A 13098-nucleotide genomic window follows, 5' to 3' on the forward strand; every position below is an offset into this window, starting at 1 on the left:
GGCTCCCTGGGTGGGGCGGCCGACCGGCACGGTCGGCTCGGGGCCCTCCCCCTCTGTCGCGGCGCCTGAGAGCTTCGGCGGCCGGATCTCGCTCCGGTCCACCTTTCACCTTGGGCGGGTGGCCCGCAGCCACCACTTTCCAGAGGCGCCGGTTCCCGCACGGTCCTGGGGCCTGAGAGATTGACGGGGAGGTGCTGCTCCTTCGGCGCCCGGATCCGGCGAGGATCCGGGACTCTCCCGCACGGCTACGGCGCCCGCCAAGTCTAGCCCGGTGAGCAGCGACACCGGGGAACCACCCGCCGGTATGTGTCAATCCCTCATCCGGCGGCCCGTGGTCACCGACGAGCGATCAGCCCGTTTTACGGGTCAGGCGCGCCTTGCGGCGATAGGACAATTCGTCCTCGGGACGTTCGCTGGTCTCCGAGGCACGCTCGGCGGGGAATGCGGCGATGGCGCCGGTGAGCTCCCGCATGGCACTGTTCACCGCAATACCGAATACCCCTTGGCCGCCCTGCAGTAAATCGACGACTTCTTCCGGTGAGGTGCACTCGTATACCGACGTCCCGTCGGAGAACAGGGTGATATTCGCCAGATCCTCTACTCCGCGACTACGCAGATGGTCGACGGCGATACGGATGTTCTGCAGCGAAATACCGGCATCGAGGAGCCGCTTGACGATTTTCAGGACCAGGATGTCCTTGAACGAATACAGCCGCTGACTGCCCGAACCCGCCGCCCCGCGAATGGAAGGCGCCACCAGGCCGGTCCGCGCCCAGTAGTCCAGTTGCCGGTAACTGATACCGGCGACCTGACAGGCTGTCGGCACCCGGTATCCGACCAGATCGTCGGGAACCGAATCGTCGGGGAACAATCCGGGTTGTATTTCGTAGCGCCGAGGCGGGTCCTCTTCCGATCGCATATCCCGCATATTCTCTGCCACTGAACTACTCCCTTGCTCCGCCGATCAGTGCCTATAGCCGACGGCCCGGCGTCGTCTATGAGGCTACTCTTCCCATTCTCTCGGCCGCAGCAGTGCCGAACCAAACGCGACGCGCGGTAACAGTCTCGACCTGTAGTTGAGGTCTAGAAAATAATGCGGTGCTCAACTGTCGGTCGCTTTGAAATCGTCCGGCGAGACCGACTCGAGGAACTCCTTGAACTTTTCGACCTCGTCCTCGCGTTCGTCGGGCATCACCAGACCGGCTTCCTCGAGCACCGATTCCGCCGCGTAGATCGGGCAGCCGACCCGCAGGGCGATCGCCACCGAATCCGACGGCCGCGCCGAGATCCGCACTTCGTTCTCGAAGACGAGATCGGCGTAGAACGTGCCTTCTTTCAGGTCCACGATATGAACCTCCTCGAGGGTATGCCCGAGATCCGCGATCAAGACCTTGATCAGATCGTGGGTGAGCGGCCGGATCGGTGTGACGCCCTCCTGTTCGAGCACAATGGCCGTGGCCTCCGCCTGTCCTATCCAGATCGGCAGATACCGCTCCCCCTCCGCCTCCCGCAGCAGCAGGACGGGCTGGTTCTGTGGCTGCTCGACCCGGATGCCGATCACGCGCATTTCGCTCATCGCACTGCCTCCCATACTCCCCGGCTGCCCGCCCTCGCCGATGCAGGACTCGCCGTACCACGAGTCTAGGCGAATTCGACGCGGCGCCGCGATCGCTGACGGACACCGGAATCGGTGTGTTGCCACCGGCGTACCCCCCGGCCGCTCGGCCGCAGGTCAGACCGGATTCCGCCGATGACGGCGGGAATCGGGCGCTCGGCTCATCCGCCGAGCGAGTTGCGCACCGACGCCTTCACCAGGCTCGCGTGCAACGTCAGCGACAGCGCGGCAAGCTCGCGGACCGTCTCCTCGGCCCGCGCCCGGGCGCCGGCGTCGCGGCTCTTGGCGATCGGTGCCACGATCTGCGCCACCAGCGCCGCCTCCCGGTCCGCGGCGAGTTTGAACGCCCGCAGATGCCGCGCCTCCAAACCGAATTCGGCCATCGCCTTGGCGGTCGCCGCCAGAGTGACCGCATCGGCGTCGAAGAACCCGGCCGGGCCCGGGATGATCAAATTCGCCCGGATCAGATCGCTGAGGAACGCCTCATCGATCCCGGCCCGGTCCAGCAGGTCCGCCCGGGTCACCCGAATTTGATGATCGAACTCGAAATCGTCCGGCGTGACCCGGCCCGGCGGCACACCCAGCCGGCGCGGCGGGCGCGGCAGCACCTCGGCGCCGTCGTTTTCCGGCTCCGAGCGCCCCGTATCCGGCCGGGCGGTCCGCGCCCGGGCGCGGGCTTCCCGCACCCCGAGCGTCGCGGCACCGCTGTCGATCGCCTCGAGTTGTTCCTTGATCACCTTCAACGGCAGGTACTGATCGCGCTGCGCCGTCAGGACGAAACGCAACCGCTCGCAGTCCGCGACCGAGAACCGGCGGTAGCCGGACGGCGTCCGCTCCGGCCGGATCAGGCCCTCCGCTTCCAGGAAGCGGATCTTGGAAATGGTGATATCCGGAAAATCCGGTCGCAGCAGATCGAGCACGGAGCCGATCGACATCCCTCCGTGCGCCCACTGCTGCGCCGCGCCTGTCATGATCTCGAGTCTTTCATGCCGAGGCGCCGATCACCCGGACCGGCGCACCGATCGTCAGCTGTTCACAGACTTCCCGCACCGGCCGCCGAACCGGCCTCCTGGGTCCGCGGACCCGTGAGGAAAACCAGCCGGAACTTGCCGATCTGTACCTCGTCACCGTTCTGCAGCTCCGACGAATCCACCGGCTCGCGATTGACGTAGGTGCCGTTCAGGCTGCCCACATCGACGACCTGGAAGGAATCCTCGTCCTGCCGGAACTCGGCATGACGACGACTGACGGTGACATCATCGAGAAAGATATCGCTGTCGGGATGCCGACCGGCCGAGGTGGTGGGCTGGTCCAGCAGAAAACGCGAACCCGCGTTCGGGCCGCGTTTGACGACGAGCAGCGCCGCCCCGACCGGAAGACCCTCGACACCCTGCACCGGCTGTTCACCGGTCGGCTCGCCGGAGCGCGATGCGTCGACCTCGTTCAGGAAATCCGCGCGGAAGACCGACGTCGTCTCGGCCGCGGTCTCCCCGTAACCCGGGTCTTTGTTCTCGCTCACCGTTTCTCTCCTCCTCGAACCTCATAAACCATGCAGGCAGATGCCGCGATAAGACGTGGCTGGGCGGCCCCGACTCCGGGCGGCACATCCGTTGGCATTGACCGTACCCTGCCGGGCCGTACCCGTGCAGGTAGAACCGGGAAGGCTGGATCAGCCCCCGATAACTCCTTGATAACCCGCGGCATCGAGCAGTTCACCGAGGCTCGAGTCCAATGCGGTCGCATCGGCCATCTCGAGTTCGAACAACCACCCCTCACCGTAGGGATCGATATTCAGCGTTTCCGGATTCGCCTCCAGTTCCTGGTTCACTGCAACGACTTTCGCGCTCAGTGGAGCGTAGATATCGGAAACGCTCTTGGTCGATTCGACCTCGCCGATACCGTCCCCGGCGGCAACGTCGGCGCCGGATTCGGGCAACTGCACGAACACGACGTCACCGAGTTGCGACTGGGCGTAATCGGTGATCCCCACCAGGACACGGGTGGGCTCGATCCGACGTACCCATTCATGTTCCGCGGTGTAACGCAGATCCTCCGGAACCCGGCTCACGTGATGTCCTCTCCTCGTGTCGTCGTGCACGATGCCCGCAACTCTATGCGAGCCCGCCGCCCTCTGCCGCGCCGGTATCCCCGCCGTGTGTGGCACGGCCTCCGGCGGGCGCCGGCGGGATCCGGCGCGCCACGGCGACGGCGCGGCCCAGGTAGAGCAGACCGGTCCACACATAGACGGCCGTACCCCAGATCAGAAGTGCCCCACCGAACGCGGCGCCGAACCCAGCGCCGGCCCAGTCCATCTGCCCGGCCAGCAGCCACGGCAGCGCCGACATGAGCGCGAAGGTGGCCGCCTTGCCCAGATAGATGACCTCGGGCGGGTCCAGGTCGCGCCGGCGGTAGACCGTCAGGGTCAGGGTCAGCACCGCGTCGCGTCCGATCAGCAGGGCGGCCACCCACCAGGGGATCAGCCCGCGGACGACGAAGGCGACCAGTGTGGTCACCAGATAGAGCCGATCGACGAAGGGGTCGAGCAGGGCGCCTAGCCGCGAGGCCTGATCCAGCAGCCGGGCGAGTTTGCCGTCGAGGAAATCGGTGAGCCCGCTCAGGATGAGCAGGACGAACGCCCAGCCGTCGGCATGCTCCACCAGGAGCAGCCACAGGAACAGCGGGACACCGATCAACCGCAGCACACTGAGGGCGTTGGGGACAGTGAGCAGCCGGTCGGACAGGACCGCGGCGAGCGCACCGCCGGGATCCCGGCCCGCGGTCTCGGATCCGCCGGTTCCCGAATCGCTCATCACATGGGTGTGCTTACCGTATGGCGCCCACCCGCGCCAGCACACCCCGCCGCGTCATTCGATGAAAGAATGAGTATGAAACCATCTCATCATCGAGTCGGGTGAGAGGAAGATCATGTCAGAGTTCGACTACGACGTCGTGGTCATCGGATCGGGGTTCGGCGGAAGCGTGAGCGCCCTGCGACTCACCGAAAAAGGCTACCGGGTCGGGGTCCTCGAAGCCGGGCGGCGCTGGGACGCCGAGTCGCTGCCGCGCAGCAACTGGAACCTCCGCAAATCCATCTGGGCACCGAAACTCGGGTTCACCGGCCCCCAGCGGATCAGCCTGCTCGGCAAATGCGCGGTGTTCTCCGGCGTCGGAGTCGGCGGCGGCTCGCTCATCTACGGCAACACACTCTACGAACCGCTCACCGACTTCTTCACCGACCGGCAGTGGGCGCACATCACCGACTGGCAGGCCGAACTCGCGCCCTACTACAACCAGGCGCGCCGCATGCTCGGCGTGACGACCAACCCGCGGACGACCCCGGCCGACGAGGTGATCCGCGAGGTCGCCACGGATATGGGTGTGGGCGAAACCTTCCACCCCACCGACGTCGGGGTGTTCTTCAACGAGCACGCCCCCGGCACCGAGGTCGACGATCCCTATTTCGGCGGTGCCGGTCCGCGCCGCAGCGGCTGTGTGCATTGCGCCCGCTGCCTGACCGGCTGCCCGCACAACGCGAAGAACACGACCACCACCAACTACCTGTTCCTGGCCGAGCAGGCCGGTGCCACCGTGCACCCGCTCACCGCCGCCACCGCGGTGCGGCCGCTGCCCGACGGCGGCTACGCCGTCGATACCGCCCGGCCCGACCGGTGGATCCGCACGCGCAAACGGACCTTCACCGCCGAGCAGGTGGTGTTCGCGGGCGCGGCGCTGGGCACCCAGCAGTTGCTGCACCGGATGCGGGATCGGGGCGTACTGCCGCGGCTCTCCCCGCGCCTGGGTGAACTCACCCGCAGCAATTCCGAGGCGATCCTGGCGGTGGTGAGCCGGTCGCGCCGCGACTTCGCCGCCGGTGTCGCCATCACCTCCTCGATACACCCCGAGGCGAACACCCATATCGAGGTGTGCCACTACGGCAAAGGGCAGAACGCGCTGTTCCCGCTCTCGGCCCCGGTGATCGACGGCGGGGCGTTCCGGTTCCTGCGCTTCCTGCTCGCCGCGGTCGCCCACCCGGTGGTGTTCCTGCGCAGTTTCAACGCCCGGCACGCCTCGGAGCGATCGGTGATCCTGCTGGTCATGCAGTCGCTGGACAATTCGCTCACCTCGTTCCTGCGACGCGGCGGGCTGACGACGACACAGGGCACGGGTGAGCCGAACCCGACCTGGATCCCGCTGGCGCACGAGGTCGGCCGGCGGTTCGCGGCCAAGATCGACGGGGACACCCACGGGCTCTACACCGACGTCCTCGATATTCCGGCGACCGCGCACTACATCGGCGGCTGTGTGATCGGTGACCGGCCCGAGACGGGCGTGGTGGACCCCTATCAGCGGGTCTACGGGCATCCCGGCCTGCACATCGCCGACGGGTCCGCGGTCACCGCCAACCTCGGGGTGAACCCGTCGCTGACCATCACCGCGCAGGCCGAACGCGCGATGGCGTTCTGGCCGAACAAGAACCAGGAGGACACCCGGCCGGGTTTGGGCACCCCGTATCAGCGCATCGCTCCGGTGGCGCCGATACTGCCCGCGGTTCCCGTGGCGGCCCCCGGGGCGCTGCGCCTGCCCCGCACGCCACTGCGGGCGAGCTGAGCCGGACCGGCCCTCACGTCCGCGCGAGTACCCGGGGGCCGGACGAACCGCCGGATCGGTACCGTTACCGCGTGTCCACCGGTCGTATCCCGCTGCGCTCCTACACCCCCGCCGAGGACGTACTCGCCCGCGGCCGGGCCGTCCGCGACCGGGTGCCACCCACGGCCCGGAACCGCGCCGTGGGCACCGGTGGGCGGCCGTCGGTGGTGGAATTCGTCGAGGCGAGCAACTCCGGTCGTATCGAGGAGCTGATCCCGCTGCGCATCGGCCGGATGATCGCCTCTCCGTTCGCGTTCTACCGGGGCTCGACCGGGCTGATGGCCACCGATCTGGCGGGCAGCCCCGATACCGGCTTCACCGCCCAGCTCTGCGGGGACGCCCACGCCGGCAACTTCGGCCTCTACGGCACCTCCCGCGGCGAGATCGTCATGGATATCAACGATTTCGACGACACCGTGCCGGGCCCGTGGGAATGGGACCTGGAGCGGCTCGCGGCCAGCCTGGTCCTGGCGGGACGGGTCGGTGGCACGGGCGAGGAGGAATGCCGGACCGCCGCCGCGGACGCCGCGCGCAGCTACCGGCGCGTCGCGGCCGTCCTCGCCGAACGGCCGTTCCTGACCACCTGGTCCGCGCTCGCCGACGAATCCGTCCTCGACCGCGTCGAGGCCGAGGATCTGCTGGACAACTTCAAGAAGGCCGCCAAGAAGGCCCGGAAGAACAACAGCGACAAGGTCGTGCGGAAGTGGACCCATATCGACGACCACGAAACCGGTATCGACAGGCACCGTTTCGTCGCCGACCCCCCGCTCCTCACGACCGTCGGCCAGGAGGTCGAGGACGCGGCCATCGATGCCCTCGAACGCTACGGTACGTCGCTGCGGGAATCACGGCAGGAACTGCTGAGCCGGTTCGCGGTGGCCGATATCGCGTTCCGCATCGTCGGTACGGGTAGCGTCGGGCTGCACAGCTACGTCGCACTGCTGCACGGCAATTCGGGCGAGGTACTGGTCCTGCAACTCAAACAGGCGGCGCCCTCGGCGCTGGCGCCGGTACTCGGCAGCGCCGCGCCGAAACATGAGGGCAAGCGAATCGTGCAGGGCGCCAGATTGGTTCAGACCGAGACCGATATTCTCCTCGGCTGGACCACCATGTCCGTACCTAGCGCCGACGGGACCCGCGAGCTGCCCTTCATCGTCCGTCAGTTCCGCAATCTCAAGGGCGGGATCGCCCCGGAGGAACTCGAACCGCACGACCTCGACGACTACGGACGACTGGCCGGAGCGCTGCTCGCTCGCGCCCACGCCCGCTCGCTGGATCCACGTCTGATCAGCGGTTATCTAGGCGACGACGAGGATTTCGACACCGCGATCGCCGAGTTCGCGGTGCGTTACGCCGACCGCGCCGAGGCCGATCACGGCGAACTCGTCGCGGCGGTTCGCGCCGGTAAACTTCCCGCGCAGGAGCCGGACCGGTAGTTTCGAAGGGGTGCGCCGCACAGCCGGCGCCGCCACAGCCTCGGCTCGGACACCATTGCCTCGGCTCGGACGCGAAGGGCGGTCACCATGCTCGTGCAGGTACAGAACAGCACCGACAGCGTTGCCGAACGGGCCCTGGTCGATTGGCTCAGCGGCTGGGACGGCGCGGGGAGCCCACAGGGGGTCGCGACGGTGAACTGCGGCCTCGTCCATCAGGGCGAGGCCTACCATTTCGACGCCGTGGTGTGGACGCCCACCAGCTGTGTGGTCATCGATGTCGCGGGACTGCGTTCGCCGCACGGTGGCACCCTGCAGGTCCCGCTGACCGGTGACTGGACCCTCAACGGGGTACGCGCCGAACTCGAGACCAGCGACAACCGTTCACCGCTGGACCGTTCCCGCGAGCACACCTTCGCGCTGCAGACCTGGCTGGCCGCCCGCGGGCTGGGACAGCGCGCGGTACACGGTGTCGCGCTGGTCGTGCCCCTGCAGAACGCGCCCGTGCAGATCGAGCAGAAGGTGCAGGACCCGAGTTTCGATGTGATCCTCGGTGACGACGGAAACGCGCTGCGGGACTACTTCGGCGTGCTCGCCCAACGTGAATCGCACCGCTGGACCGCCAACGATGTGGCGGTGTCGTTCCGTGGGATGGGGATGCTGCCGTACCTCCCGGCACCGCAGCGCCTGCTCGAAGAGGGGTTCCTCGGGCCCATCGATGTCACCCTGTGGCACGGCGGCCCGGCCCAGGCCGAGGCCGAACAGTACGCGGAGGATCTCGCCGAGTACGAACGCGCCGCCGGGACGCGACGGTTCCGCTCCCCCTGGTACAGCCCGTGGCGGTTGTACCCGCGCGAGGTCGGTGATATCGACTTCGGCCGCGCCGCCATGCGCGCGGGCTTCGCACTCGGGATGTTCATCGCGATTGCCTGGATGCTGTGGTTCCTGATCACCGCCTTCCTCACCTACGGCCCCGGGTGAGCATCGCGGGCCGGACGGCGGCGCCCTAGGTGTAGTTCCCCGTGAGGTTGTGAACGCGGGCTGCGGGGGTTTGGCTTGCCAAGTCCGGAGGCGTCCGACCCGTAGGTGAGACTTCGCTCGTGCGCCGCCGCCGTCCGTGGCCGCTCGCCGTCGGCCGCGTGGCCGCGCTATGCGCCGTATCGCCGTCGATCCTCAGCACTGCGCCGGTGACGTAAGAGGCCTGCGGGCCGGCGAGGAAGACAACGCCCGCGGCGATCTCCTCCGGCCTGCCGTACCGCCCCGTCGCCGTTGTCGGAAGGAACATGGGTGCGGCCGAGCCGTCGGCGGGGTTCATCTCGGTGTCGATGAACCCGGGCTGGATGACATTGACCGTGATGCCCCGGTGGGCCAGATCGCGGGCTGCGCCGCGGCTGTAGCCCTCGAGGGCCGACTTGGCACCCGCGTAGTCGGTCATCCCAGGAAAACCCACCCGCGTTCCCACACCGGAGCTGATACTCACGATCCGCCCGCCATCGGGCAGCAGCGGGAACGCCGCCCGGATCGCGGCCACCACACTGGTGTAGTTGATGGCGAGCTGGCGGTCCAAGGCGGACTCGTCGACGAGCTCGCTGTCGATCGGGCCGGCGACGGTGACGCCCGCGTTGTTGACCAGAATCTTCCTCCGGGCGCCGCACAGCTACACCGACGACAACCATGGCCATCTTCGGAAAGCCCTCGCCGAGGCTCCACGGGCTGTGGACGCATTACGCATGCTCCTCGAGGCGCCGATCGACGACCCGACCGGCGCCGGTACGCGGCGTGGCTGCCTGATGGCCAACAGCACTTGTGAACTCGGCAACGCCGATCCGAAAGTCCTCGCCCACGCCCACCGCACCGACGAGACGTCCACCGCGCTGATCGGTGACTGCGTCGCCCGCGCCCAACGCGAGGGCGACCTGCCGGCCGCAGTGGATCCGATCGCACTGGCGCGGGCCCTCCTGGCCGCGCAACAAGGGATCGTGTTCATGGGCAGGACCGGGTTGGACACGGCCACACTCACGGCCACGGCACGATCACTCGCGGCTCAACTCCTGCCGGGCCACTCCGGCGACCGAACCGACAGGTGCTGACGGACCGTTCGCATTGTCTGCCGGACGCTCGGGCACCGCGCGGTCCGGGCCCGGTTGCCTACCTGACCGTCCGTCTTGCACGGAGACCGCCGGGGAAGAGACATCTTTGTGCCGCGCTGGAACGCTCGTGCTCGTCGCCGCCTGTGGCACCCCGGCCTCCCAAGAACCACCCTCCGGCCCTGCGCACCCCGCGTACCCCCGTCCCAGCTCCGGCCATGCGCGTCCTACGTGCCCGGGTGCTCGCTCCGGCCGTGCACGTCCTGCGTACCTCTCCGGCCACGTACGAATCGCGGATGGGCTTCGACAGGCTGCGCCCACTAGGGTCGGACCGTGAGCACAGCATCCGGGGCGCCGGATCCGTTCGGCGCGGACCGGCCCACCGGCCGTATCCGGCGCACGGGCGCAGACCGTCCGGGAACACCGGACGCCGCCGACGCGCACCCGTCCCACGCCGGCACCGACGAAGCGGCAGGTACCGCCGAAATCCGCCGGGTCCGCGGTCCCCGCAGCATCGCGAACCCGCTCACCACCGCGGCGACCGCGGCCGCCGGGGCGACCGTCGCGGCCGCCCTCCCGTGGTCCTTCCCGCCGGGCGGCGGAGAGACCACCTTCGATCTCGCGGTGAACGAACGCGTCGATCCACGACTGGATCCGCGGCCCTGGATCGCCGAGGTACTGACCCTCGCGACCAATACCGGGGTGGTCCTGGCCGTCCTGTGCGGTGGTGCCGCATGGTTCGCCTGGCAGCGCAAATGGTGGGAGACCACGACCATGGTGCTGGTGCCGGAGACCGCTGTCGCGATCAACGCCTGGGCGTTGAAACCGTTCTGGTCACGCCCCCTGCACGACTATCTCGCCTATCCCAGTGGCCATACCGTGCACCTGGTGGCGGTGGTGACCACCCTGGTCCTGCTGCTGCGCTCGGTGCGCGCCCGCGCGCTGATCATCGCGCTCACGGCCGTCGCCTGGTTCGGGGCGGGCGTCGGGATGGTGGCGCTGGACTATCACCTCGCCACCGACGTCCTCGGCGGCGCCGCGGCCGGTATCGCGCTGGCCATCGGCCTCTACTGGGTCGCTGTACACCTCGCTCGCCCGGCGGGGTCCCGGTCCGGTTAGCTGTACTGACCTGAGAGGTTGGGAACGCGGGCCGGGCCCCGGCTGCCCGCTACTGGCGCTCGTACACGCTCGCGTCGTCCAGCATCGCGGCACCCAGCATGGACTCCGGCACACCCAGCCCCTCGACGAGCGTGAGCGCGTCCGGGCGGAGCCGGTCGACGAGTTCGTTCACCCCGCGCCGGATCGCCTTGGCCCGTTCCACCGAGATGAAGCGGTGCATGATGTACCAGGCCGAATTCTCCTCGAGGATCGAGTACACGTACAGATCGCAGACGGTTTCGGCCAGCCGGCGGGGCTCCTCCTCCTCGATATCGGCGATGCCCTCGATGAAGGCCTCGAGGATCAGCCGGTCGATATGGGCGGCGCCCGCGGCGAGAATATGGTCCTGTGCGTTGTTGAACGCCTCGAACGGTTCGGTCTCCTCCGCGCGCGCCCGCAACCGGTGCGCGGCCGTGCGGGTCAGATAGTCCTCGCGGTCCGCGAACAAGGCCAGTTGCGTATCGCGGCGCCCCAGATCGCCCTCGTCGACCGTCTCGCCGCCGCGGTCGCGCAGGGTCTGGATGAGCTGACGCACCCCGGACCGTTTCCGCACCACATCGCCGGCCATGGTCGCGGCGAACCGAACCCAGCCCAGCGCGTCCAGATCGCGGATCTCGTCGGCGTAGGCGGTCAGGATCTCCTTGGCGACCAGCTGGGTGAGCACCACATTGTCACCCTCGAAGGTGGTGAACACATCGCTATCGGCCTTCAGGGTCACCAGCCGGTTCTCCGTCAGGTAGCCGGCGCCGCCGCACGCCTCGCGGCATTCCTGGATGGCGCGGGTTGCATGGCGGGTCTGCGCCACCTTCAGGCCGGCGGCCCGCTTCTCCAGCGCCCGCTGCGCCCCGGGCGCCAGATCCTGACCGGTCTGCACCAGGTGCATCCGGCGGACGAGATCGTTCTGCGCGAACGCCAGCGCGTAGGAATGCGCGAGCAGCGGCAGCAGCCGGCGCTGATGCATCCGGTAGTCCAGCAGCAAGGTCTCGTTACCGTTGTCCGGATCGCCGAACTGGCGGCGCTTCAGCGCGTATCGCAGCGCGATGCTCAGCGCGACCCGGGCGCCGGCCGCCGCGGCGCCACCGACGCTGACCCGACCGCGGACCAGAGTGCCGAGGGTGGTGAAGAAGCGCCGGCTGGGATTGTCGATCTCGGAGCGGTAGGTACCGTCCGGTTCCACATCGGCATAGCGGTTGAGCAGGTTCTCCCGCGGGATCCGCACCTGATCGAAGACGATGCGGCCGTTGTCCACACCGGGCAGCCCGCCCTTGCGCCCGCAGTCGGAGGTGGTGACACCGGGCAGATCGTTGCCCTGCTCGTCCCGGATCGGGACCAGCAGGCAGTGCACTCCGTGCTCGCCCGCCGGGGTCCGCAGCTGCGCGAAAACGGCGGCCATCCGCGCGTGTTCGGCGGCGCCGCCGATGTAGTCCTTACGCGCCGAGGGGGTCGGCGTGTGGATCACGAATTCCTCGGTGGCCGGGTCATAGGTCGCGGTGGTCTCCAGATTCGCGACATCGCTCCCGTGCCCGGATTCGGTCATGGCGAAACAGCCGAGCAGATCCAGCGAGATCAGCCGCCGGATGTGCGCACGGTGCCGTTCGGTACCCAGGTTCTCCACCGCACCCCCGAACAGCCCCCACTGCACGCCGGACTTCACCCACAGCGACAGATCGGCGTAGGCGAGCATCTCGAGGCCGACGACGGCCGCGCCGGGTTCCCCGGTGCCCCCGTTCTCCCGCCGGAAGCCTCGCTCGGCGTAATCGAGTTTCGCCAGCGACCGCATCTGTTCCAGCACCCGAGCCCGCGCCTCGGGCAGATCCAGGCCGGGATCGCCGGCGTACTCCGGCCCCGCGAGCTGAGTGCGGGCCTGTTCCCGGACCTCGCCCCACGGCCCGTCCAGTGCCGCACGTAAACGTTGCGCTGTCGAAGTGCTGCCGGTGCTCATACCTCCGACCCTAGCGGGCACAGCCGACACAGCCCGTCACACACCGCGCATGGCCGGAGCGAACGCGGAGGTCCACACACGCGGCGGTGTAACGCAGAACACGTACTGTGTAACGCCCCCGCAACCGGGTATGGCGTCTGTGGAGACGGCCCAGGTCAGCAGGGCGATCGGGACGTTTTCTCCAATCGGCATGTCAAATAAACCGGTCCGTAACAA

Annotated in this window: 13 protein-coding genes and 1 riboswitch; of the genes, 5 read left to right on the forward strand and 8 right to left on the reverse strand. The window is 68.3% G+C overall.

The features are described 5' to 3' along the window. Window positions 1-150 precede the first annotated feature (150 nt). Window positions 151-250, reverse strand: a riboswitch (glycine riboswitch). Between the two features lie 99 nt (window positions 251-349). From AB0H42_RS11795 to AB0H42_RS11820, 6 genes are all read right to left on the reverse strand, one after another. Continuing rightward, complete coding sequence (locus AB0H42_RS11795) at window positions 350-919, reverse strand: MerR family transcriptional regulator (RefSeq protein WP_357053600.1); 570 nt, start codon at window positions 917-919, stop codon at window positions 350-352. 183 nt (window positions 920-1102) lie between these two features. Then, a complete protein-coding gene (locus AB0H42_RS11800; RefSeq protein WP_030520551.1) occupies window positions 1103-1576 on the reverse strand; it encodes a bifunctional nuclease family protein in 474 nt (157 codons plus the stop codon). A 200-nt stretch (window positions 1577-1776) separates the two neighbouring features. Then, the gene (locus AB0H42_RS11805; protein ID WP_357053603.1) at window positions 1777-2586 is read right to left on the reverse strand and encodes a MerR family transcriptional regulator; all 810 of its coding nucleotides are present in this window, start codon (window positions 2584-2586) and stop codon (window positions 1777-1779) included. A 62-nt stretch (window positions 2587-2648) separates the two neighbouring features. After that, entirely contained in the window at window positions 2649-3134 is a 486-nt protein-coding gene (locus tag AB0H42_RS11810) for an FHA domain-containing protein (RefSeq protein ID WP_030520553.1), read from the reverse strand. Between the two features lie 150 nt (window positions 3135-3284). Continuing rightward, window positions 3285-3683 (reverse strand): glycine cleavage system protein GcvH, encoded by a 399-nt coding sequence (gene gcvH / locus AB0H42_RS11815; protein WP_357053606.1) that lies wholly within the window; start codon window positions 3681-3683, stop codon window positions 3285-3287. Between the two features lie 43 nt (window positions 3684-3726). Next, complete coding sequence (locus tag AB0H42_RS11820; RefSeq protein ID WP_357053609.1) at window positions 3727-4428, reverse strand: CDP-alcohol phosphatidyltransferase family protein; 702 nt, start codon at window positions 4426-4428, stop codon at window positions 3727-3729. A 112-nt stretch (window positions 4429-4540) separates the two neighbouring features. Between AB0H42_RS11820 and AB0H42_RS11825 the strand changes: the two genes are divergently transcribed. The 3 genes from AB0H42_RS11825 to AB0H42_RS11835 all read left to right on the forward strand — a co-directional run bounded on the left by AB0H42_RS11825 (window position 4541) and on the right by AB0H42_RS11835 (window position 8676). Further along, window positions 4541-6223 carry a GMC family oxidoreductase gene (locus tag AB0H42_RS11825; RefSeq protein ID WP_357053612.1) on the forward strand — a complete coding sequence of 561 codons (1683 nt, stop codon included), beginning with the start codon at window positions 4541-4543 and terminating at the stop codon, window positions 6221-6223. A gap of 71 nt (window positions 6224-6294) precedes the next feature. Next, window positions 6295-7698: a DUF2252 domain-containing protein gene (locus AB0H42_RS11830; RefSeq protein WP_357053615.1), complete on the forward strand. Its 1404-nt coding sequence runs from the start codon at window positions 6295-6297 to the stop codon at window positions 7696-7698. Between the two features lie 87 nt (window positions 7699-7785). After that, the gene (locus tag AB0H42_RS11835) at window positions 7786-8676 is read left to right on the forward strand and encodes an NERD domain-containing protein (RefSeq protein WP_357053618.1); all 891 of its coding nucleotides are present in this window, start codon (window positions 7786-7788) and stop codon (window positions 8674-8676) included. 25 nt (window positions 8677-8701) lie between these two features. Here the strand turns inward: AB0H42_RS11835 and AB0H42_RS11840 are convergent, their stop codons facing one another. Continuing rightward, on the reverse strand, window positions 8702-9352 hold the full coding sequence (locus AB0H42_RS11840) for an SDR family oxidoreductase (RefSeq protein WP_357053946.1): 651 nt from the start codon (window positions 9350-9352) through the stop codon (window positions 8702-8704). Between AB0H42_RS11840 and AB0H42_RS11845 the strand changes: the two genes are divergently transcribed. Both AB0H42_RS11845 and AB0H42_RS11850 read left to right on the forward strand, forming a co-directional pair. Next, window positions 9243-9785 carry a TetR/AcrR family transcriptional regulator gene (locus tag AB0H42_RS11845; protein ID WP_357053621.1) on the forward strand — a complete coding sequence of 181 codons (543 nt, stop codon included), beginning with the start codon at window positions 9243-9245 and terminating at the stop codon, window positions 9783-9785. The genes AB0H42_RS11840 and AB0H42_RS11845 overlap by 110 nt on opposite strands. A gap of 330 nt (window positions 9786-10115) precedes the next feature. Continuing rightward, entirely contained in the window at window positions 10116-10901 is a 786-nt protein-coding gene (locus AB0H42_RS11850) for a phosphatase PAP2 family protein (RefSeq protein ID WP_357053624.1), read from the forward strand. Between the two features lie 49 nt (window positions 10902-10950). On the opposite strand, the gene AB0H42_RS11855 is transcribed toward AB0H42_RS11850, so the two are convergent. After that, window positions 10951-12882 (reverse strand): acyl-CoA dehydrogenase, encoded by a 1932-nt coding sequence (locus AB0H42_RS11855; RefSeq protein WP_357053627.1) that lies wholly within the window; start codon window positions 12880-12882, stop codon window positions 10951-10953. Between the last annotated feature and the right edge of the window lie 216 nt (window positions 12883-13098).

Source organism: Nocardia sp. NPDC050799 (assembly GCF_040654015.1).
Classification (GTDB): domain Bacteria; phylum Actinomycetota; class Actinomycetes; order Mycobacteriales; family Mycobacteriaceae; genus Nocardia.